This is a genomic window from Bradyrhizobium sp. AZCC 1610 (assembly GCF_036924515.1).
In the GTDB taxonomy this organism is placed as follows: Bacteria; Pseudomonadota; Alphaproteobacteria; order Rhizobiales; family Xanthobacteraceae; genus Bradyrhizobium.
This window is the reverse complement of record NZ_JAZHRR010000001.1, coordinates 4065312-4086608: the sequence shown is the minus strand read 5'-3', so window position 1 is coordinate 4086608 and position 21297 is coordinate 4065312. Positions and strand designations below refer to the sequence as shown.

The following is a 21297-nucleotide window of genomic DNA, read 5'->3' as shown; positions in this document are numbered from 1 at the left end:
CGCAGAGCCCGCGAGACATCAGCGGCGTCAAATTAATAAATCTCATGACAGCGATGACAAATAGTCCGACATCGCGTCCTTTTCTTGACGCAGCCCGCCGCGTACATGCATGTGCATGAAACATGTGCTCGTGCCCGTCTATACCGAACGCCGCTTCGCACCCACCGCATTGATGCTTGGCAATGTCGTCACCGGCTGCTCGGTGCTGGCGCCGGCGGGCATGCTCGGCGAGTTATCTTCCGGTCTTGACGTCAGCATTCGCACTGCGGGTCTTCTGATTACTTTCGGCGCGATCATGCTCTGCGTCGGTTCACCGGTTACGGCGTGGCTGACTTCCAGGATCGAGCGCCGCACCTTGCTCACAGTGACGCTCGCGGTGCTCGCCGTTACCAACTTCGCTTCCGCCCTGGCGCCCGACTACACCAGCCTGCTCATCATCCGTCTGGTCATGCTCGCGGTCGGCGCGCTCTATACGCCGCAGGCGGCCGGGACAGCCGCGCTGATCGTGCCGGAGCAAAAGCGCGGCAGCACCATCGCCTATATCTTTCTCGGCTGGTCGCTGGCGGCGGCGGTCGGGCTGCCGCTGATCACCTTCATCGCCAGCCGATATGGCTGGCGCGCGGCCTATGGCAGCATCGGCCTGATGGGTTGCGTGAGTATCCTCCTTCTGGCCTGGCGCCTGCCGCGCGGGCTGATGGGCGCGCCGGTCGACCTCAAGACATGGGCCGCTATTGGCCGCAACCGGCTGATCGTGCTGTTGCTGTCGATTACCACGCTGCAGATGTCCGGCCAGTTCGTAGTGTTCACCTTCATGGGTCCGCTGCTGGCGAGGCTGACGGGCGCGGGGCCTGATGCGATCGGGCTGGTGTTCGCCGTCTATGGCGTGTGCGGCGTCGTCGGCACGGCGATCGGAACCCGCATCGTTGATTCCTGGGGCGCCTGGAAGACCTCGCTTCTGTTCACCTCGGTATTGCTGGCAGGCCTCGCCGGCTGGGCGTTGAGTGCCGGGATATATCCGTTGATGGCCGTGTCCGTTGCGATCTGGGGGATTGGATTTGCTTCCACCAATTCGATGCAGCAGGTGCGGCTGGTCGGTGCGGCACCTTCGCTGGCATCCGCATCGGTGTCGCTCAACACATCGGTCCTCTATGTTGGGCAGGCGGTGGGATCGGCGATCGGCGGTTTTCTATACGCGAACGATCTCCTCTACGCCGCGGGCTATGTCGGGACGGCCTTCGTCGTGCTTGCGCTGGTGACGGTGATTCTAACCAAGCCGACCAAGGTCCAAGGAAGCGCACCGCGCTGATCCCGGCCGAAGACTTTTGACATCCCCACGCGGGTTCCATAAAGGTAATGTTATAACATTACGATTGGGACGTGGGGCTGTAAGTAATGGAAAAGATTGGCGATTGGTATGGAATCAGGAGGCGGATCGGACGCCGAACGCGGTTCTTGGCAGTTCTGGCCGCAGCATCCTTTGCCGCGGGCGGTGCACGCCCCGCCATTGCTCAAACCGTCCCTCAGGCTGTCCTGCCTGCGATTACGGTGGAAGGACGGCCAGCCACCAAGCAAAAGCAGCGAACCAGCAAGCGCTTGCAGATGCGGGCTGCGTCCAGCGCGCGCCAGGCGCAGACCGGCGCGGATCGAGCGCCGCAAGGCCCAATTGATGGATGGCCGGGAGGCCTGCCGCGCGACCACATCCGTTCGACGACCGATCTCAACGTACCCAATACGACCGGATCGCGACTGCCGGGCACGGCTCGCGACATCCCCGCCAGCGTGGAGAGCATCAATCAGGCGACGATGCAGGAGCGAGGCAAGACCAGTTGGGTGGACGCCCTTCAAGGCCTGACCGGCTTCACGTCCGCCGTCCGGCCAGGAGCTGCCGGCGTCGCATCGACGCGGGGGTTCACCGAGAACGGCGTCGCGGTGCTCTATGACGGAATCCGTGTCACCAACACCACGATCAGCACGCGCAACTATGACAGTTTTATTTTCGATAGGGTAGACGTGCTGCGCGGACCGGCGTCGGTGCTTTACGGTGAAGGCGCCATCGGCGGCGCCGTCAATCTCGTTCGCAAGCAACCGAGCGGGGTCAATGAGCCGTTCGAAACAATCTCCTCGCTCACTACTCGCGAAGGCGTCCGCCAGGCCGTGGGAAAGGGAGGTCCGTTGGGGAACGGCTTCTCCTATCGGCTCGACGGCGTCGTCAACGGATACAACGGCCCGGTCGACGATAACCAGGTCAGATACGGCAACGTCGCAGGCGCCTTGCGCTGGGACGTGACGCCGCAATTGTCATCGACCGTCGATTTTGACTACATGAAATCGAAAATCGAGAACGCGTATTGGGGCACGCCCCTGGTGCGAGGGCAAATCCGTTCCGATCTCCGCGAGGTCAACTACAACAACCTGCCGAACAACAAATACGACGACAGTGTGCTGTGGCTGCGCTGGAACACGACGTATGACACCGAGGAGCTAAAGATCCGCAATCGCTTCTGGTCCTATCAATCCGATCGCGATTGGATCAACACGTACCGCTTTACCTATATTCCCGCTGGCGGCACCTGCTCTTTCCGCGGGCAGAACCTCCTCAACAACACCGGTACGGACCAGGTCTGCCGGCAAACGTGGGAGAATCTCGGCTACGACCACCGCTTCGTTGGCGATCGTTTCGACGTGAACTGGAACGGCAGCTTGGGAGCGATGCCGCTGTCGACGGTGATGGGTGTCGAGGTTGCAAGCACGCGATGGGACAGTCCGCGCAACGAGGTGACATCGCTTCAACTCGTCGATCCCTACAATCCCGCACCGACAGACTTCTTCACGCGAGGCACTGCGCGGACGCAAAACGTGCGCGCGGATCTGACGCAGAAGGCGGTTTTCGGCGAGGCGCGCCTGGAAGTGCTCAAAGGGATCAAAATCGTTGGCGGGTTTCGGGTCGATCAGATGGAGGTGGACTACAATCGGAAGCCGACGAACCAGCTCTACAGCAAGACGTTCGAACCCAGCACCTATCGCATGGGTGCACTGTGGGACATTCGCGCCGACACGACGCTCTACGCGCAATATGCAACTGCGGTTGAGCCGCGCTTTGCTCTGTTCACATTGGGCGTCACCGATACCCCCTTCAGCCTCACCAATGCGCGTCAGGTGGAAGGCGGTATCAAACACGCCTTCGCGAACGGACGAGGCGAGCTGTTGGCGGCCGTCTATGACATCGAAAAGACCGATATCCCCTCGACCGATCCGCTGACGGGATTCACGGTTCAGGTGGGCAAGCAGTCATCCCGCGGCTTTGAGATTTCCGGCAGTTACCGCCCGTTGGAGACTTTGCGTATCGAGGCGAACTTTGCCTACGTGGATGCCCGGTATGACGAATATCGAACCAGTACGGCCGCGAACTACACGGGTAATACGCCGCCGAATGTGCCGCAGGTCGTGGCGAACTTTGGTGCCACGTGGCAGCCGTTCGCAAATTGGGCGGTCGGCGGGTGGATCAATCACAAGGCCTCCATCAAGGCTGACGATGCCAACCTGGTGACGTTGCCGTCTGCCACCATCGCGGATGTTTTTGCCACCTACCGTTTTGCGCAAAACGCCGACCTGACGTTCCGCGTGCGCAATATCACCGACGCGGTCTATGCAGCGTGGGCCACGGACGCGAACTACGTCATTCTTGGCGTGCCGCGGACCTTCGAGCTTTCACTCCGTACGCGGTGGTAGGTAGGTCCGGGAATGCTCGTTCGCAGCAGGCGTCGTCGTGCTCCGCCGCCTGCGACGCGCACGGTTCCCAAGGCCGGCCAAGCGTTCGTGTCCGGATCCGAACGCACGGCGCCGATCATTCAATGGCTCACGCCATCCCCTCCGATCGCAAGCAGGTTCGAAGGGACGCCCCCCACCTTGATACGCTGTCGCGCGGTGAGGGTTACTGCGTCGAGAATTGCCACTTCGCCCGTACGCGGGTCGGAGACGGCGACATACGGGCCGATGGAAGCGATCCGCGGGCGGACGGTGCTCTGATCCATCGCATAGCGCTCGGTAACGCGTGTTTGGGCTTCGGTCGTGCCGGTCAACGGGTTGATGCTGAGAAGGGTACCATCCTCAATGATGACGAAGAGCCGGTCTCCCGACTCCGGATGGAGGTTGAAGTCCATCCTGCGCGCCGGCAGAGCGATGAAGTGGAAGTCCCCATCCGCAGCAGAAGGATCGACGATGACCATGCCGTCGACACCGAAATCACCGGCAACGAATGTAAATCCGGTTGCGCCGGTCATGCGGCGGATCATGCGTCCAGGCGGCAGCGAAGCTGGATAGGGGAGTTGGCGACTGACGACGCCGTTGCGTGCCATCTCGAAGATCGCAACGCCATCCGCACACCCGAACACGACGAAGCGGCTCGTCGCCGCTTCGCCGTGCAAGCTTGGGCATTCAATCCGGTGCGGGTTTGGGCTGTCCTCGCTGCGGAGCTCGATCGCATCCGGAAGGCCTTCACCTGCGGGTGGAATGGTGACGGCCAAACGCCTTGCAACCGGAACGGCCACGCCGTGATGCTTGATGCCGGTTTCGGCACGCTGAACGCGTTCCATGCGGCCCGCGACGAAATCTTGCTCGTTGAAAATCTGGGCTGTTCCGTCGCCATCGAAAAACACGGCAACGCGGACGTTGTCGTGTGTGAGATGCGAAGGGCGCAAGCCGCGAAGCCGGGAAGACAAAAGCGCGGGAGCGGAAATCTTTATGTCGGCATGATCGCCGTGGCTCCCGAGCTCAATGCCGGTGTCGATGACAGCGACTTCATCCGCTTCGGGCTGCACGGCATACGCATAACGGCCAGAGGCTCCCGCGTGGAGGCGCGCCGGACTGGCCAGGGGCAGTGCGGCAAGCAATTGACCGTTTTCGAGATCAAAGATCTTGAGTGCCGCCGCCTTGGCATCGGCAACCACGAGCCGAAAAGCCTGCGCGGTGCCCGCAGCGTGGGTGCGATGTTCGGCGGGGCTGTGCGCATCGCTGGCTGCGCCGGACATTCCGCAAAGAACCATCGCGATAGCAAGAAGTCGGCGCATCGCTGTCCTGTCAGATGGAAAATATGCAATGTTATAACATAACAATTGCATGCAGCAAGATCTCACCGCGAGCCTGATGGTGCGAGAGGGCGTTCAATCCGAGATTCGCGTGAGCGGGGCCTTGAAGCTGACGCCGGGCAGCTGCAACACCGCGGCGAAGAGGCCGGTTACCGGTTTGCGTACGGCGCGCTCGCGACCCGGGTCAACGCGGGCGTTGCCGCCATCTTGACCAGCACGTCCTTGACCGGATGCTCGGTCCAGGCCTGCGTGACGTAATCGCGATGGGTGACGCCGTCTGGCGTCTGCACGAACACGACGCTGCCGGGCCGTAGCGGCCCGTCCATGCTCTCGGTGACCGCGATGCCCCTGTCGCGGAGCATCTGCATCAGTTCCTGGTCGTGCCGCTTGGTGTAGCGGGTATACGAAGAGACGAAGAAGCCGCTGCGGTTTTTCTCGATCCAGGACGCGAACTTGTCGAGTTCGCCATAGACGGCGTCGAGCAGAAACACGCCGCGGACCCGGTTGGGGACGCCGCCGACCTCGAGGCTCCAGGCGGTCGGCAGGAAGCCGCCGCTGTAGCCGACGATCACGATCGGCAGGTTCGCGAACGCCTGCGCCGACTTTGGATCGCCGTAGAGGCGGGCGAGGTGGCTCGCTGACTCATCGATGAAGCGCTTGAAGCCGCCCGGCTGCCAGAACTTGCCGGCCGAGGAGTCTGCGGCGTTCACGGCCATTTGGGGGGCGAGCAGCACGGCGTTGACGCCTGAATCCGAGATCTGCTGCGGCACCAGTTGGCGGTCGCGGACATCGCGCTCCAGCGTCGCGCCGTTGCCATGGAAGAACACCACGATCACGCCCGGCTTCTTCACATCGAACGTCTCGGGGACATGCACCAGCACGCGGCTGTCGTTGTAGGTCTCGTCCTGCCAATAGACCCGGCCGCCATGGCTGCGGTGGCCTTTGCGGTCGCCCTTGGAGATGTTGAGGAACGGTTCCTCGGAGCGCGGATTGGTGCCGAAATAGGGGAAGGCCGAGGACTTCATGCTGACCAGTGTGGTCAATTCTTCGCGCTCGGTGCGGGGCAGGGTCATCGTCGGCGTCAGCGACGCCACCCTCACGGGCTCGGTACGCACCGCGCGCGGTTGCGGCGCGAGCGCGATCTGGCGCTGGACCTGCGGCAGGCTTTCATGGGCGGTCGGGAAACGGTCGGCGAATTGCGGCGTCGGAAACCGGTCGTCGAACGTATCGGCCGCAGCCTGCGACTTGGCGCGGGACTTTGCGCCTTCCGTGTTCGCCGCCAGCATGTCGGCGTTCGGCGCCTTGCCGCATTGAACCAGGGCAAAGGACAGCGGCACAACCAGCGCAGCCATCGCCACCCAATGCCATCGCAGCGGCAAGGGGAACGGCATGGCGCGGCGCGGCATCGCCGGGGACGTCGCCCGGCTGGCGCGATCAGCTGCCTGGAATTTCGGAACTGCTCCGACCATCCACCCCAATGCCCCAAGATCCGCCGTCAACCGGCGTAAGCTCGCACGCGTTTAGGCGACGTTAAGCGTCCGGAAAAACTCCCCACGTCCGGAAGCCCTGAGGAGACCATGCAATCGTGTCGCGATTGTGGGACCGTCACGATGTTTTCGCAATCCAGTAATGGTACGGGAAGGGTTGACGGTACCATAGAACCTATTTTGTCTCTCAATTTAAACCATTGTTAACATTGCTTGAATTGAGGCGCGGCAGCCTGCACGATGCAGCTGGCTGCGGCGCTGAAGGTACGGGTCCGAGATGGCGGCATCAGAAACGCGAAGCCCGGCGTGGCCCGGCTCGCTCTCCGGCGGACGCTCCACCGTTTCGGTCCTGGTGGCGGTTGCCATCGTCGTTGCCGACATGGTCGGCGTCGGCGTCTTCACCAGCCTCGGCTTTCAGGTCAAGGACATCCCCTCCGGCTTTTCGATCCTGCTGCTGTGGGTCATTGGCGGCATCGTCGCGTTGTGCGGGGTGTTTTCCTACGCAGAACTGGGCGCGATGTTTCCGCGCTCGAGCGGCGAGTACAACTTCCTCGGCCGGGCCTATCACCCGGCCTTCGGTTTTGTGGCGGGCTGGGTGTCGGCAACCGTCGGCTTCGCCGCACCCGTCGCGCTGGCCGCCATGGCATTCGGTGAGTATGGCAAGTCGGTAGTACCCAATGCGCCACCGATGGTGCTCGCGGTCGGCGTGGTCTGGTTGGTGTCGCTGGTGCAACTCACCGGCATCAGGCACTCCTCGACTTTTCAGCTGATCGCCACCATCCTGAAGGTGGTGCTGATCGTCGCCTTCCTGGTCTGCGGCTTTGTGATAGGCACGCCACAGCCGGTGTCGTTCGCGCCATCGGCCTCCGACTTCACCCATATCGTCAGCGCGCCGTTCGCGATCAGCCTCGTGTTCGTGATGTATTCGTTCTCGGGCTGGAACGCGGCGACCTACATCATCGGTGAGGTGAGGTTGCCGGAGCGCAACGTGCCGCGGGCGATGCTGATCGGAACGCTGATCGTGCTGGTGCTGTATGTGGCCCTCAACGCGGTGTTCCTGCACACCGCGCCGATCGACAAGCTCGCCGGCCAGCTCGACGTCGCCCGGATTTCCGGCAGCTACATCTTCGGCGAATTCGGCGGCCGCATCGTCGGCGCGATGATCTGCTTCGGGCTGATCTCCTCGATCAGCGCGATGATGTGGATCGGGCCGCGCGTCATGATGACGATGGGTGAGGACCTTCCGGTGCTGCGGGCGTTCGCCCGACGATCAACCGGCGGCGCGCCGCCTTACGCCATTCTGTTTCAGCTCACGGTCGCGAGCCTGATGCTGTTTACGCGCAGCTTCGAGGCGGTGCTTGAATTCATCCAGTTCTCTTTGCTGTTCTGTTCGTTCTTTACCGTGCTCGGGGTCATCAAGCTGCGGATTACGCATCCCGACCTGCCGCGGCCCTACCGCGCCTGGGGATACCCGGTAACCCCAGTGGTTTTCCTGCTCGTGACCGGTTTCATGATGTACTATCTCCTGACCGAACAGCCGCTGCGCTCGTTCCTTGGTCTTCTGATCATGTTTTCAGGTCTGTTGATTTACGCCGTCTTCCGCAAGCGGGAAAATCAAGTCCCCGCGGCCGCAGCAGGCCACGAATGAACATGCTGCATTCCCTGAGAATGGCGATGCTTGCTGCTGTCATGCTGCTGACGGCCGGGGCTACCGCCTATGCCCAAACCGTAACGGTCGACGACACCGCGAAATTTTTGGCGGGCATGATGCCGTCGGCGGAATCGCCGCTCGCGCCGCTCACCAAGGATCCGGCCTGGCAACGGCACGCCAAATTTTTCGACACCGCGTTCGAGAAACTCGAGCAGCGCCAAATATCGCGGATCCGCGCCTGGGCGGATACCAACCTGGCGGCGCCGCGACCGACCATGTTCTACATGTTCTCAGGTCCGGACTTTCTCTATGCGAACGCATTCTATTCGAAGGCTTCGACCTACGTGCTGAGCGCGCTCGAGCCGGTGGGTTCGGTGCCTGACCTCTCGAGATTGCCGCGCGGCGGCATCGCGTCTGCGCTCTACAACGTCGAGCGCTCGCTCGGTTCGATCCTGAGCTTCAGCTTCTTCATCACCAAGCAGATGAAGACCGATCTGCAGGCGGGCCAGATCAGCGGCACACTGCCGATCCTCTACGTGTTCCTGGCGCGCTCGGGCATGACCGTGAAGAGTGTCAGTCCGATCTCGCTGGACGACAAGGGGGCGGCATATTTCGCGGGCGAAAATCCCGGACCGAACGCCGTGCGTGGCGTGCGCATTATCTTCAGCGGCAGCGATGGTCAGGAAAAGACGCTGTACTACTTCTCGACCGATCTCTCCAACTCCGGCGTGAAGGCGAGCGGTTTCCTGAATTTTTGTGCGACGCTCGCGCCCGGCAACAGCCTGATCAAGAGCGCCTCCTATCTGCTGCATTCCGGCAACTTCACCACGGTGCGCGACTTCCTGCTCAACAACAGCGCCACCATCATCCAGGACGATTCCGGAATCCCGCTTGCCTATTACAGCACGAAGAAATGGCGCTTGTTCCCGTTCGGCCGCTATCTCGGACCGATCGACGAATTCGCGGGCCGGTACCAGGAGTCATATGCTGCTCTGTTCCGCCGCGCGCAGCCGCTCGATTTCGGTATCGGCTATCGCTGGCGCACCCCAGAAACGAATGTGCTGCTGTCGGTGCGATTGCCAGACGATGGATCGCCCGCTATCGACGCCACGGCGTCGGCCGAGGCGCCGCCACCACCGCCGCGTCCGCGACGGCCGCGACCGCCGGCAGATATAGGGCCGCAGCCGGATTTTTGGCCGCAGCCGAGGGGCGGTTTTTTCTTCTGGCGCTAAGCGGAGGGATCCGACCCGTCGCAATCACGAGCTGTTGACACCGCGCCAGCGCCCGTAGCGCCACGGCAAATACCAGCACGCACCCGGAGGTGTTGTGAGCGGCACGTTGTCGATGCCGGACGTGCCCCAAGGTTGGCAGCGCAGGATCCGCGCCAGCGTCATCCAGCCGCCGCCCCATAGGCCGAAGCGTTCGATCGCTTCGTCGCCATACACCGAACATGTCGGCAAATGCCGGCAGTTGTAGCCGACCAGCAGCGACAGCGTGTGCCGGTAGATCCAGATCAGCGCGCGTCCCGCATTTCGCGGCAGACGACGGGCCGTGCTGGCACAATCCGTGCATTGTTTTCGAAGTGACGATGAACGATCTGCGGGCGCCATGCCGAACTATGTACGTAGTTCTGCGGGTGTTCCCAAGCAAGGAACTTAAGCGGTGTAGATATTTACGCCACAGTTCACAATTATCGCACTGCGAAGTGGCGCAGCAAGCGAAGGTATTATGGACGACACAGGACAGCACAGTTACCGTTTTGATACGGATCGATGACAGCATCATCTTGCGCTAAAACCGGAGCCATTGCCGCGATTCGTGGACGGGGCTTGGGGGAAGGAACCAAATTGAGGTTTGTGACGTCGCTGAAATTTCGCGGCTGGGCGCTCCTCGGCGCCACCGCCTTCTGTCTCGCATTGCCGGGCGCGATCGCGACGCTGGACAACTCGGCGCACGCCGGCGGCACCCTCGAAGCACGCAAGCAGCCGATGCATTTCAAGTGGAATGCGTGCCAGCCGGATTGCAGGGGCTGGGTCTCGGCCGTCGGCATCGTCACATCGGATAGTCCGAGGGAGTTCGACGAATTCGCCAAGGGTCGTCAGCTTGCCGGCGCGACCATCGTGCTGGATTCCAGCGGCGGCTCGGTCAACGATTCCATCGCGCTTGGCCGCAAGTTCCGCAGTCTCGGCGCACTGACCACGGTCGGCGCCACCGTACGCACGCAGACGCCACATGGCGAACGCGCGAGCGTGACGCCGGAAGCCTATTGCGAGTCGATGTGCGTGTTCCTGCTGCTATCGGGCAAGACGCGCTACGTGCCGCCTGTCGCGCATGTCCGCGTCCACCAGATCTGGATGGGCGATCGCGCCGACGACGCCAAGGCCGCGAGCTACACCGCGCAGGATCTGATGATCGTGGAACGCGACATCGGCCGGCTTGCTAAATACACCTTCGACATGGGCGGCACCGGCGACTTGCTGTCGCTCGCGCTCAGCGTCCCGCCGTGGGAAGATCTGCACAAATTATCGCGCGATGAATTGCGCCTGGCCAATCTGGTTACGACCGATGCGGTAGCCGACGTGTTCCTGCAGGACAATGCAACGGTGCCGATGGCCGAGGCGAAGCCTGCCAAGCCGCAGGACCGCTTCGTCAGTTCCACCGTCGGGGGCGACGCCCAACCGCAGGCGGGCAGGTCGACCAAGACCGCCGACGCCGCGGCTCCGACCGGCTCTGCCACCGCGCCGGCCCAGCCGCAGCAGAAGTAGGCTCTACCCGTCACCGACGGTGTCATCGCCCAGCTTGACCGGGCGCCCAGTATTTCCAGAGACGTCCGCGATCGATCGAGAATTCCCGGCGTACTGGATGCCCGCCTTCGCGGGCATGACAGTATTGCGTTGGGCGAGGACTTACCCCTTAGGCCGACGCCGTCTGCTTCGCTCTGGTCTCGATCTGGCCGATGGCGTCGACCACGGCGTCGAACGTCAGCATGGTCGAGGCGTGGCGGGCCTTGTAGTCGCGCACCGGTTCGAGCAGGGCGATGTCGGCCCACTTGCCTTGTGGGGGACCGCCGTTTTCCTTCAACATCTTGCGCACGGTTTCTCGCAACTCACGTAACTCGCCAGCCGTCGAGCCGACCACATGGCTTGCCATGATCGAGGAGGAGGCTTGGCCGAGCGCGCAGGCCTTCACGTCGTGGGCGAAGTCGGTGACCACGGGCCCATCCATCTTGAGATCGACCTTGACGGTCGATCCGCACAGCTTGGAGTGGGCGGTGGCGCTGGCGTGGGGGTCGGGGAGGCGGCCGAGGCGGGGGATATTGCCCGCCAGTTCGATGATCCGCTTGTTGTAGATGTCGTTCAGCATGAGATTCGGTGTCCCGGGCGGCGGTCCGAGCGCCCTTGGCGGCTGGGTTTCATCGTCCTATATATGGACAGGAACGGCGGAAAAACAGTCCGGCCGTTTGCCGAAGGCGGCCCGACATGGAAACCAGTTCGGCCGCCGGCGTTTTGTGGATGGGACTCAGGCGCCCGGCGGCAATACCGCCCCGTCTGCCCGGTGACACTCCGGTCTTTGTGGGCCGGTCGAACGGAGAAGACATGGACGCATTGATCAAATCCCTCCGCCCCGGCAAGGCTCCTGAAATCAAGCCTTCCGATTTGAAGCCTTCCGAAGTGAAATCGCCCGATGTGGCCCCGGAAACCCGCCCGGCCGAGCTCGACCCGGCCGAGTTCCTGGCCGCCGCCGTCCGCGCCGACCTGCCGCGCCCCTCGCGCGCGGAGGCGGAACACGCCGTGCACACGTTGCTCAGCTATATCGGCGAAAACCCCGGCCGCGAAGGCTTGCTGGATACGCCGCGCCGGGTGGTCGAGGCCTTCGACGAACTCTATCAGGGCTACCACCAGTGCCCGGCCGAGGTTCTGGACCGCACCTTCGGCGAAACCGCCGGCTATGACGATTTCGTTCTGGTTCGCGATATCGAATTCACCTCGCAATGCGAGCACCACATGATGCCGTTCTACGGCCGGGCGCATATCGCCTATACGCCGGTCGAGCGGGTGGTGGGATTGTCGAAGCTGGCGCGGCTCACCGATATCTTCGCCCGCCGCCTGCAGACCCAGGAGCACCTCACGGCCCAGATCGCTGCCGCGATCGACGAGGTCTTGAAACCTCGCGGCGTTGCCGTGCTGATCGAGGCGGAGCATACCTGCATGTCGGTGCGCGGTGTCGCCAAGCATGGCGCGATGACGTTCACCAGCCGGTTCACCGGCATGTTCCGCGACAATCCGGCGGAGCAGCAGCGTTTCCTGTCCCTGGCGCGAGGACCGAGCCGGTAACCTCGCTTGAAGTTTGCGAGGCCAGCCGTGTCCGCTTCAAAACATGACCATGACCGCGAAGAAGGGCTGGATTTCCAGCCCAAATTCGACGCGTCCGGGCTCGTGACCTGTGTCGCGACCGATGCCGCCACCGGCGACGTGCTGATGGTTGCGCACATGAATGACGAGGCGCTGCGCAAGACGATCGCGAGCGGCGAGGCCTGGTACTTCAGCCGTTCGCGCAATGCGTTGTGGCGAAAAGGTGAGACGTCGGGTCAGACCCAGCGCGTGGTCGAGATGCGCCTGGATTGCGACCAGGACGCGGTCTGGATCAGGGTAGAGCAGATCGGCGCCGCCTGTCACACCGGCCGGCGGTCCTGCTTCTACCGCAAGGTCGATGGTGGTGCGCGATTGTCATTCGTCGATGCGGACAAGCTGTTCGATCCAAAGGCGGTTTACCGCGAATAGCTCGGGATTGTCTGGCCGAAAGCTTGGCTATGCCAGCAGCTCGGCGATCATGCGCGCTGCACGTCTCGCCCCATCGGCCTCGACTGGATTCGGCTTACCCGACCTCGATAAAGCCAGCATCATCGCATCGGCAATCATGTCCGGCGTGGAGGCGGCGAAATCCCTTTGAATGCCTGCGCCGTAGCGGCGAAGGCGATGAGCGACGTGAAAGGTCTGCTCAAAATGATTTCGCAGCGGAAAATAGACGAACGGCGTGCCGGCGGCAGCAAGTTCCATGCAGGTGGTGAGCCCGCCTTGCACCAAGGCAAGATCGCAGGCTGCGAGATGGCGATCGAGATTGGCGACGAAAGCCCGTACCTCGACGCCCGCAGGTGCTGCCAGTGACGCCGCATCGATGCGCGGGCCGGCGACCACGACCATGCGCAGCTCCGGAAGCTTCGCCTTTACGATGGGATAAGCCTGGAGGATACGCCGTATGAGGTGCGCACCGATGCCCGAGCCGCCGACGGTGACAATGCAAATCCGCTCGTCGTCGCGGTAACCCAGCCTTTCGCGAAGCGATTCCCGGCTGCCGAAGCCCTGGGGATGCTCGCCGATAACGTAGCCGGCAAAATCGAAATGCTTCGGTATCCAGTCGCGCATCAGAGGTAGATCTGCGCCGAACGACAGCGGCACGATGTCTTCGGGCGTGCCGACGAAAATCGAGCGATCGCGCACGCCCGGGTGTTGCACGACGTGCTCGATCATCTCCGCGTTGTAGTCGGCCGTCAGCAGCGCTTCTTGTTCGCCGCCGGCCGGCATCGGTACGTAGCCGACGAAATCGGTCAACCAGGCGAGCTTTGCCTTCTTCAATTCGGGGTGCTCGTGCCAGTAGTGGTCGATGTCCCAGGCTTCGTCCGCGATCACGATGTCGTAGGCGCCTTGCTCGACGGCGTCCTGGAAGATCATGAAGTTCTTGATCAGCACTTCATCCATGCGGCGTAGCGCCTGAAAGCAGTGCAACTCATGCTCGCCGCTTTCGAGCTCGATATGCCGCGTTTCGCTGGCAAGGCGGGCGCTAAGCGGATGGACATGTTCGTTGTTGGATTCGAGCAGGCGTGTGACGGGGTCCTGTGCCAGCCAGTCCACTTTCAGGTCAGGATGGAGCTTTCGCAGCTCGCGCGCGACAGCGATGTCGCGGCGGCCATGGCCGAGACCGATCGGAGACGAAAGATAGAGGGCGCGCTTCTCGCGTGTCGTGCGTGGCAGAGGCGCACGCGCGGGTGCGATGATGCCCAGCCGTCGATCGATAAAGTCGTTGATCAGGGTGTTCGCCTTTGCAGGGTACCGCCCGAGAGGGTTATGGCCACCGCCGATGATCGTGACGAACTCCGAGCCGCTCACCGCGGCGTGCGCGGCCTCCGCGCGCTCGCAAGGCTGGATCTGATCGTTGTCGCCGTGGATGAACAGCACCGGACAGCGAATCTTGCGGTACATCTCCTCGCCGACGTCGAACCCGGGAAGAATGCTGCGTGCTTCCACCGTTTTGATCAGCGTCGGCCCGCTGGTCTCGGCGGCCCAGCCGATTCCATCCTCGATCTGCTTGGTCGAATGCGGCTCGCTGCAGATGTTGCGAATGAAGAACTCCGCGAAGTCGGGATAATTCTTCAGCCAGTAATCTCGGTTGAACTTGTCCCAGCCTTCGTAACTCTCGTGCTTTGCCGAAAAGTGCGAGGCGGCCAACCTCTCGTAATGTGCAGGTCCGATAGTCGAGACCGTACCGGCAAGGATCGCTGCCCTGACGCGCTCGGGATGATGCGCCGCCAGAACGGAGGCGAGCAGGCCGCCGAACGAGAGCCCGACCAGGATCGCCTGGCCGACGTCGAGCGCATCCATCACGGCGAGGGCGTCGGCCAGATAATTGTCCAGCGTGTAGGCGGCAACATCGTCCGGTCGATCGGATTTGCCATTGCCTCGGCCGTCATAGGTGACGCAGCGGAAGCGCTCGCTGAAGTAGGGTAGCTGCGCCTTGTAGATTCGGGAGTGGACGATGCTCCAGGGTGGGATGAACAGAATGGTATCAGGCGCGTCGCCATAGATTTCGTAAGCGAGATTCACGCCTCCGCGGGTAACGAAACCTGCGCTATCAGGCAATTTTGCCCGCATGGCATCACCTCTTGTCTGGTGAGGATCCTTCTGCAATCCGGATGAGGTCGCCGACGCGACGAAGCGACGCCCGTATCGGCGAGCCCTTCTTTTCCAGGCCGAGCAGGAACAGGCTTTCGCCTCCGATGAAGCTGCAGGCGGCGATCGCGCCGACTTCCTCCGCCGAGAAGGGGCCGAGCGGGCCGATCTTCTGTTCAGCGGCTTTGGCCAGGCCCACGATCAGATCGACCCAACCCATGATGCCGGCGCGGATCACCTTGGCTACTTCCGCGTCATGCCAGCTCACGGCGATCAGCTCCTGCAGCACCCGCACGTAGCCTGAGGCAATGTCCTCATCCAGGTAGTCGCAGGCGCGGTCCCACTGCTCGGACAGTTTTAGGGATGGGTCTCCGAACAATCTGTTCTGCCGGTCCAGAAGTTGGGCATTGAGATATTCGAACAGCTGGAGGACCAGGTTCTGCTTGGAGCCGAAGTGATAATGAATCTGGCTCAAGGGCATGGCCGCCTCTGCAGCGACTTCACGGGTCGACAGTCCGGCATAGCCGGAGCGACGCAACACCTTCTTGGCAGCTTCGAGCAAGCTGGTGCTGGTCTCAATCTTCTTCACTGCCGCGCGCGCCATGGTGCCTCGTGATGCGATGAAAGTACGCCAAGACGCTACATGAAATCCGGTCGAAATAGTGCCCGGCGCAGCCGGGCACCATGAAACAACCGAATGCATGTCACCCCACCTTCGCCTTATGTCGTGGCAGCGGAATCAGCATGGATACCTGCTGCCGGTAGCGCCGGTACTGGTCGCCGAACAGCGCGATCAGGTCGCGCTCCTCCAGCCATATGCCGATCAGGATGTAGCCGGTGGTGGCGATGGCGAACACCAGATGACCGACCGTCATCGTCGGCGTCGCCCAGAACGCAAGCAAGAAGCCGAGATAGAGCGGATGCCGAACGACCTTGTAAAGCATCTGCGTTTTGAACTCGGCCGGAGGCAACTCGCGCCCGAGAAGACGCGCCAGCACCTGACGCAAGCCGAACAGCTCGAAATGGTTGATCATGAAGGTGCTGGCGAGCACCACCGTCCAGCCGATCCAGGAAATCGTCTGAAGGACAATTGCCGCAACCGGATCGCTCGCCGACCAGATGATGCCTGTCATCGGCCGCCATTGCCAGTAGAGCAGGAGCAATGCGAGGCTGGCAAGCAGCACGTAGGTCGTACGCTCGACCGATGGCAGTACGATTCTTGTCCACCAGCGCTTGAACGCGGGACGCGCCATCACGCTGTGCTGGATTGCAAACACGCCAAGCAGGAGAACGTTGATGAGCAGTGAGGGAACGAGTGGTCCGGAGGGGCCGCTGTCAATGGTCTTCGGGACCGGCAAGTTGGCCACAAAGGCTATCGCATAGAGAAATGTACCGAGGAACAGCACGTAAGTGAGCGTGCCGTACAGCACGGCCATCAAGCCGCCGGTTATGCTCTTTGCGGAAGAAGAGTGGAGTGCATGCTCTGTCATGTCTTGATCCTCTCTGGGAACGAAAGCCCCATGCGCTGTCCGTGGTGACGGTTGCGGTTCCCGGATTTCTCCTCGTTTGCGAGCCGACCAAAATGTCGTCATCATATATCAGTCGGTCGAACGACCGAAATGTTCATCCTGTTTCATGCTGGAAGTGCGGCATTTTAACTCACCATTAACCATAATTGCGGCAGTCTCGACCCGGATAGGCGCTGATTGCCAGGGCCTTGAGAGGCCGCGCGGTCGTTTCGCGAGGAGCGGGGCACCAGAAACATGTCGGTCGACACAACAAGCGCCATGGCTGCGGCAGGTGTCGATCCCACGCGCGTGAAGATCGCGGGTTCGATCAGGCAGGCTGCCTCGACCACCGGCGCCAGCTTCGAATATCTGCTCGCCACCGCGAAGATGGAATCGAATTTCAACCCGAAGGCGGCCGCCGCTACCTCGTCGGCGCGCGGGCTGTTTCAATTCATCGACCAGACCTGGCTCGGCACCGTGAAGGAAGCGGGCGCCCATCTCGGCTACGGCAAATATGCCGACGCCATCACCCGAAATCCATCCGGCAGCTATTCAGTCAGCGATCCCGATGCGCGCGCGGCGATCATGAAGCTGCGCAACGATCCGGATGCCGCCTCGTCGATGGCGGCGGTGCTGACCCAGTCCAACAGTTTCAAATTGACCGGCAAGATCGGCCGCCGCCCGACCGACGCCGAACTCTATATGGCGCATTTCATGGGCGTCGGCGGCGCCGGCAAGCTGATCCAGAACGCCGAGGACAATCCGAATGTGTCCGCCGCGCGGATGTTTCCGAACGCGGCGGCGGCCAACCAGTCGATCTTCTATGATCGCTCGGGGCAGGCACGCAGCGTCTCGCAGGTCTATTCGGTACTGAGCACGCGCTACGCGGCCGCCGCCAACTCGCCGGTGACGCGCACGGCGATGGCGGCTGTCGGCGGCGATCTGCCGAGGCGCATCAACGTCGCGAGCGCCGCGCCGGCGACGACGGCGATCGACAACGCCGCCTATCTCTCGAGCTTCCCGGATCAGCGCGCGGTGACGCCGGTTGCGGCAACGTCGCAGACTGCCGCTGCGTCATCGGAGCCGATCTTCCGCTCGCTATTCCAGGCCGGCGAACGCACGCAGCCGATCTCGCCGGCGGTGCAGGAATTGTGGGGCAGTAATTCGTCGCTGACCTCGGTTGCGCCAACAACCTCGGTTGCGTCAGTAACCTCAGTTGCCTCAGCGAGCACTGTATTGTCGGGACACAAGCCCGAAGTCCGCGCACCTGGCCGGCTCGATCTCTTCAGCGACCGCAGCGGCACGTTTAGCAGCTAGCCGGTAGCCTCAGCCAAATTGAATGGAATGCGGTTTGGTCTATGTCCGCCTTACCCGACAGCGACCGAGCTTTGCGTTGCAGCAAAATTTCGCGATGTGCCATGAACGGACATGGCCCACTATCCGATCACTTCGTCGGAAAGGGCGAGCAAAATCGATGGCAGGCTAACCCGAAGTTTGCGCTGGCGAGGCGAGCAATCGCCTGATCCGACTCTCGTTTCTCGATGATCGCCTTTTTCGCTACTGGACACGTAGCTCGCCGCGGCCGAGATCCGAATCGAATCACAAGTTCGATGATTTGTGAACATCGGCGTGGCCAATCACATGGACACTTTTCGAAAGCGAATTGCGCCTCAAGTGACTCAAGAGATTCACCTTTCGCGTATTCCGACCGAAAACTTCAGGCTAACCGCGCACCTTCGCGGCTTCTTCCGTGCTGCGTCGGGCGCTGAACCCATCCGGGTGTTCGACGAATTCATCGAACCCTAGTTCACCCAGAGCCTCCCGCACATCGATTGCTAGTCGCGCTCCAATCACCTCGAGAGCCGTGTAGGAGGTCTCGCTTGAGTAGGGACCATGATGAAGGTCGATTGTACCCAGATAGTTTAAGAAGCTGTTCTCCGGAAGCGCATCAGGATCAAAGTTGAACGCGGTAATCCCGGTCAAGTAATCGGTGTCCGGATGAGAGGTCCACAACGAACGAACCGTCGGCTCGTTTATTGGACTCATCGCAATCCACGCAGGCCTTCCGGACTGCCACATCTGCCGGAGCCGTTCTCCATAGTTAGGGTCCATGACCACAAGTACAGACCCGGTAAGATTGCCTGTTTTCAGCGAGCGCGACATCACCACAGTGTCCTTCCTTGATACGCTGGATGCCTGCGAGGTTAGGCCGTTGCTATTGCGGCGCCAACAACGGAAGTCATTTCACCCGATGAGTGCGGGAAGGGGGGTGTCGCAACCGGGTTGAGCCGACAGCAGATCAACCCATGTGCGCTTCGCCCCGAAAGCGGAAGTTTCCAGAGCACTACCGGTTCCGCAAGGCACCTGGACGCCCGACAGGATTTCGAACCTTCAAATAAAGCGTGTGACTAGCATTGCAGCGGCATGTTCGGCCGCTGACCCTCACGGTGAGGAGGCACGTTAGCCGTCTCGAACCATGTGGCCCCATCCGGGCCTTCATTCGAGACGCGCGTTCCGCGCTCCTCAGGATGAGGAGTAGAGAGTCCGGCTTCGCACCGTTAACAAAACGTCAATAAAACCAGCCGTTTATGGTGAACCCTTTGTTAAGCGTCATGGTTTATTTTTTCTAATAGTGGCACCGCGTCACGGTGTCGTCTCACGTTGCGTAGCCAGGACCATGATCGTTCGGCAGTTCATCAGTTGGATTCGTACCGCTCCGGCAGGCGAGCGGGCAGAGGCGACGCGGGCTTTGGCGCGGGCCTGGTTGATTTCAGATCTCACCGAGGACGATCGCATCGCCGCCGAGGGCGCGCTGCTGATGCTGCTCGACGATCCATCGCCGCTGGTCCGCCAGGCCATGGCGGAAGTATTTTCGCGCAGCTCGGACGCGCCGGCTGCGATCGTACAGGCGCTCTCGCTCGACCAGCCCTCGATCGCGCTGCCGGTGCTCGAACATTCACCGCTTCTGATCGATGCAGACCTCGTCGACATCGTCGCGACCGGCAACAGCGACATGCAATGCGCCATTGCGCGCCGCATCAACCTGCCGCCCTCGGTCTCCGCCGCGATTGCCGAAGTCGGCTCGGCGGCCGCAGCGCTCGAACTGATCGAAAACGCCTACGCCGAGCTGGCGCCGTTTTCCTGGGACCGCATCGTCGAACGTCACGGCCATCTCGCCGCTATCAGGGAATCGATGCTGGTGCTCGAAGGTCTTCCCGCCGCCACGCGCGTCGCGCTGGTCGCCAAGCTCTCCGATACGCTGGCGCAGTTCGTCGTCGCGCGTAACTGGCTGAGCGCCGACCGGGCAGGGCGGCTTGCGAGCGAAGCGCGCGAGCGCTCGGCCGTGAACATCGCGGCGCGTTCGCGCGGCGAGGACATGCAGGGCCTGGTTCGGCACCTGCGCGCCACCGGGCAATTGACCGCAGGTCTGATTCTGCGCGCGTTGCTGTCGGGCAATATCGAGCTGTTCGATTCCGCGCTCGCCGAACTGGCCGATCTGCCGCCGGCCCGCGTGACGGCGCTGCTGCACGACCGCGGCGGCGCCAGTCTGCAGGCGCTCTTGATCCGCGCAGGCCTTCCCGAATCGACCTTCGCGGCGTTTCGTGTGGCGCTCGAGGTCAGCCATGAAACCGGCTATGTCGATACGATCGGCGGAGCGGCGAGACTGCGCCGCCGCATGGTCGAGCGCGTGCTGACCCATTGCGCGACCGACCGCAAGGCCGCCGAGCCGCTGTTGATCCTGCTCCGGCGCTTCGCGACCGAGTCCGCGCGCGAAGAAGCCCGCATGTTCTGCGAGGAACTGGTCGCCGACGAAGCGCACGTGCCGCCCGAGCGCGATCTGATCGCGGCGTAAGCGGCCGTTGCAACACATCGGCTGTCGTCCCTGCGAACGCATGCGAACGCAGGGACCCATACGCCACGGCTTATCCATTGAAAAATGCTGGTCGGCGGCTTTCGCTCAACCACGAACAACTGTGGTTATGGGTCCCTGCGTTCGCAGGGACGACAACGAGAGAGCGGCGAAGCTTACTCCGCCGGAACGATGCTCGGCGCCAGGATCGCTTCGAGATGTTCGGGGCGGTCGCGGTTGACCTTGAGCAGGAATTCGTCCGCGACCCCGCGGAGCTGCTTGCTGAGCGCGCTGGCCATCGTGGCGGTGTCGAGCTTGGTGCGTTCGCGCACGATTGCCTGAATGGCGTTGATGTGGTGGGTGATCAGGTCCGGCGGGACCAGATCGAGGTCGGGCGCGTGTTCGATGATGCGGCAAAGGCTTTCTGCGGCAGCTCCCGCGGACGGAAAGCCGAACGTGGCGGCGTCGCCCTTGATGTCATGGGCGGCGCGAAACAGCTCTTCGCGGTTGTCGGTGGTGAAGCCGTTGCGGAGAACGGCCGCATGCGCCGCCGAGAGCCGGTCGACCTCGATCGTCATCCAGTTCTTGAACTCGCCGGACAGTCCAGCGAGCGCCTTTTCCGCGCGCCCGACGGGATCGTCGAGGTCGGATTCGGGAACGCGCAGCAATACCTTGCGCAGGGGATTGGGCTGCGTGATCACGTGGTGATCGCCAAACGACTTGACCTGTATCGTCCCGGGCTTTTGTTTCGTCATGATGGTCTCTCCAGGCCG

At 62.3% G+C, this 21297-nt stretch carries 18 protein-coding genes; 9 read left to right on the top strand and 9 right to left on the bottom strand.

What is annotated here, in order from left to right; genetic code table 11:
* Positions 1-115 precede the first annotated feature (115 nt).
* Both V1279_RS20295 and V1279_RS20290 read left to right on the top strand, forming a co-directional pair.
* Positions 116-1306 carry an MFS transporter gene (locus V1279_RS20295; protein WP_334439283.1) on the top strand — a complete coding sequence of 397 codons (1191 nt, stop codon included), beginning with the start codon at positions 116-118 and terminating at the stop codon, positions 1304-1306.
* Between the two features lie 293 nt (positions 1307-1599).
* Entirely contained in the window at positions 1600-3729 is a 2130-nt protein-coding gene (locus V1279_RS20290; protein ID WP_334439281.1) for a TonB-dependent receptor, read from the top strand.
* A gap of 119 nt (positions 3730-3848) precedes the next feature.
* Here the strand turns inward: V1279_RS20290 and V1279_RS20285 are convergent, their stop codons facing one another.
* Complete coding sequence (locus V1279_RS20285; protein ID WP_334439278.1) at positions 3849-5066, bottom strand: hypothetical protein; 1218 nt, start codon at positions 5064-5066, stop codon at positions 3849-3851.
* A 167-nt stretch (positions 5067-5233) separates the two neighbouring features.
* Positions 5234-6553 (bottom strand): alpha/beta hydrolase, encoded by a 1320-nt coding sequence (locus V1279_RS20280; RefSeq protein ID WP_334439275.1) that lies wholly within the window; start codon positions 6551-6553, stop codon positions 5234-5236.
* 295 nt (positions 6554-6848) lie between these two features.
* Here V1279_RS20280 and V1279_RS20275 point away from each other — a divergent pair, with 295 nt between their 5' ends.
* Both V1279_RS20275 and V1279_RS20270 read left to right on the top strand, forming a co-directional pair.
* Positions 6849-8219, top strand: coding sequence for an APC family permease (locus tag V1279_RS20275; RefSeq protein WP_334439273.1), 1371 nt, complete (start codon positions 6849-6851; stop codon positions 8217-8219).
* Positions 8220-8221: 2 nt separating this feature from the next.
* The gene (locus V1279_RS20270) at positions 8222-9454 is read left to right on the top strand and encodes a hypothetical protein (RefSeq protein ID WP_334446490.1); all 1233 of its coding nucleotides are present in this window, start codon (positions 8222-8224) and stop codon (positions 9452-9454) included.
* 24 nt (positions 9455-9478) lie between these two features.
* On the opposite strand, the gene yidD is transcribed toward V1279_RS20270, so the two are convergent.
* Positions 9479-9832 (bottom strand): membrane protein insertion efficiency factor YidD, encoded by a 354-nt coding sequence (gene yidD, locus V1279_RS20265; protein WP_334439271.1) that lies wholly within the window; start codon positions 9830-9832, stop codon positions 9479-9481.
* Between the two features lie 237 nt (positions 9833-10069).
* On the opposite strand from yidD, the gene V1279_RS20260 reads away from it, so the two are divergent.
* Positions 10070-10987 (top strand): hypothetical protein, encoded by a 918-nt coding sequence (locus V1279_RS20260; RefSeq protein WP_334439269.1) that lies wholly within the window; start codon positions 10070-10072, stop codon positions 10985-10987.
* 148 nt (positions 10988-11135) lie between these two features.
* Here the strand turns inward: V1279_RS20260 and V1279_RS20255 are convergent, their stop codons facing one another.
* The gene (locus V1279_RS20255; protein WP_334439267.1) at positions 11136-11585 is read right to left on the bottom strand and encodes an iron-sulfur cluster assembly scaffold protein; all 450 of its coding nucleotides are present in this window, start codon (positions 11583-11585) and stop codon (positions 11136-11138) included.
* 233 nt (positions 11586-11818) lie between these two features.
* Between V1279_RS20255 and folE the strand changes: the two genes are divergently transcribed.
* Positions 11819-12556 (top strand): GTP cyclohydrolase I FolE, encoded by a 738-nt coding sequence (gene folE, locus V1279_RS20250; RefSeq protein WP_334439264.1) that lies wholly within the window; start codon positions 11819-11821, stop codon positions 12554-12556.
* Between the two features lie 27 nt (positions 12557-12583).
* A complete protein-coding gene (gene hisI, locus V1279_RS20245) occupies positions 12584-13003 on the top strand; it encodes a phosphoribosyl-AMP cyclohydrolase (protein ID WP_334439262.1) in 420 nt (139 codons plus the stop codon).
* A 27-nt stretch (positions 13004-13030) separates the two neighbouring features.
* Here hisI and V1279_RS20240 read toward each other — a convergent pair whose 3' ends face one another.
* The 3 genes from V1279_RS20240 to mddA all read right to left on the bottom strand — a co-directional run bounded on the left by V1279_RS20240 (position 13031) and on the right by mddA (position 16656).
* Positions 13031-15148, bottom strand: coding sequence for an alpha/beta hydrolase (locus V1279_RS20240; RefSeq protein WP_334439260.1), 2118 nt, complete (start codon positions 15146-15148; stop codon positions 13031-13033).
* A 4-nt stretch (positions 15149-15152) separates the two neighbouring features.
* Entirely contained in the window at positions 15153-15770 is a 618-nt protein-coding gene (locus tag V1279_RS20235; protein ID WP_334439258.1) for a TetR/AcrR family transcriptional regulator, read from the bottom strand.
* A gap of 100 nt (positions 15771-15870) precedes the next feature.
* A complete protein-coding gene (gene mddA, locus V1279_RS20230) occupies positions 15871-16656 on the bottom strand; it encodes a methanethiol S-methyltransferase (RefSeq protein ID WP_334439256.1) in 786 nt (261 codons plus the stop codon).
* A 273-nt stretch (positions 16657-16929) separates the two neighbouring features.
* Between mddA and V1279_RS20225 the strand changes: the two genes are divergently transcribed.
* A complete protein-coding gene (locus V1279_RS20225; RefSeq protein WP_334439251.1) occupies positions 16930-17991 on the top strand; it encodes a transglycosylase SLT domain-containing protein in 1062 nt (353 codons plus the stop codon).
* 405 nt (positions 17992-18396) lie between these two features.
* On the opposite strand, the gene V1279_RS20220 is transcribed toward V1279_RS20225, so the two are convergent.
* Positions 18397-18837 (bottom strand): hypothetical protein, encoded by a 441-nt coding sequence (locus V1279_RS20220; RefSeq protein WP_334439248.1) that lies wholly within the window; start codon positions 18835-18837, stop codon positions 18397-18399.
* Between the two features lie 514 nt (positions 18838-19351).
* On the opposite strand from V1279_RS20220, the gene V1279_RS20215 reads away from it, so the two are divergent.
* A complete protein-coding gene (locus V1279_RS20215; RefSeq protein ID WP_334439246.1) occupies positions 19352-20527 on the top strand; it encodes a DUF2336 domain-containing protein in 1176 nt (391 codons plus the stop codon).
* Positions 20528-20700: 173 nt separating this feature from the next.
* On the opposite strand, the gene V1279_RS20210 is transcribed toward V1279_RS20215, so the two are convergent.
* Complete coding sequence (locus tag V1279_RS20210; protein WP_334439243.1) at positions 20701-21279, bottom strand: Hpt domain-containing protein; 579 nt, start codon at positions 21277-21279, stop codon at positions 20701-20703.
* Between the last annotated feature and the right edge of the window lie 18 nt (positions 21280-21297).

Coding starts and splice junctions, on each gene's coding strand:
- V1279_RS20295 (WP_334439283.1), top strand. CDS start 116: ATGAAACATGTGCTCGTGCCCGTCTATACCGAACGCCGCTTCGCACCC.
- V1279_RS20290 (WP_334439281.1), top strand. CDS start 1,600: ATGCGGGCTGCGTCCAGCGCGCGCCAGGCGCAGACCGGCGCGGATCGA.
- V1279_RS20285 (WP_334439278.1), bottom strand. CDS start 5,066: ATGCGCCGACTTCTTGCTATCGCGATGGTTCTTTGCGGAATGTCCGGC.
- V1279_RS20280 (WP_334439275.1), bottom strand. CDS start 6,553: ATGGTCGGAGCAGTTCCGAAATTCCAGGCAGCTGATCGCGCCAGCCGG.
- V1279_RS20275 (WP_334439273.1), top strand. CDS start 6,849: ATGGCGGCATCAGAAACGCGAAGCCCGGCGTGGCCCGGCTCGCTCTCC.
- V1279_RS20270 (WP_334446490.1), top strand. CDS start 8,222: ATGCTGCATTCCCTGAGAATGGCGATGCTTGCTGCTGTCATGCTGCTG.
- yidD (WP_334439271.1), bottom strand. CDS start 9,832: ATGGCGCCCGCAGATCGTTCATCGTCACTTCGAAAACAATGCACGGAT.
- V1279_RS20255 (WP_334439267.1), bottom strand. CDS start 11,585: ATGCTGAACGACATCTACAACAAGCGGATCATCGAACTGGCGGGCAAT.
- folE (WP_334439264.1), top strand. CDS start 11,819: ATGGACGCATTGATCAAATCCCTCCGCCCCGGCAAGGCTCCTGAAATC.
- V1279_RS20240 (WP_334439260.1), bottom strand. CDS start 15,148: ATGCGGGCAAAATTGCCTGATAGCGCAGGTTTCGTTACCCGCGGAGGC.
- V1279_RS20235 (WP_334439258.1), bottom strand. CDS start 15,770: ATGGCGCGCGCGGCAGTGAAGAAGATTGAGACCAGCACCAGCTTGCTC.
- mddA (WP_334439256.1), bottom strand. CDS start 16,656: ATGACAGAGCATGCACTCCACTCTTCTTCCGCAAAGAGCATAACCGGC.
- V1279_RS20225 (WP_334439251.1), top strand. CDS start 16,930: ATGTCGGTCGACACAACAAGCGCCATGGCTGCGGCAGGTGTCGATCCC.
- V1279_RS20220 (WP_334439248.1), bottom strand. CDS start 18,837: ATGTCGCGCTCGCTGAAAACAGGCAATCTTACCGGGTCTGTACTTGTG.
- V1279_RS20215 (WP_334439246.1), top strand. CDS start 19,352: ATGATCGTTCGGCAGTTCATCAGTTGGATTCGTACCGCTCCGGCAGGC.
- V1279_RS20210 (WP_334439243.1), bottom strand. CDS start 21,279: ATGACGAAACAAAAGCCCGGGACGATACAGGTCAAGTCGTTTGGCGAT.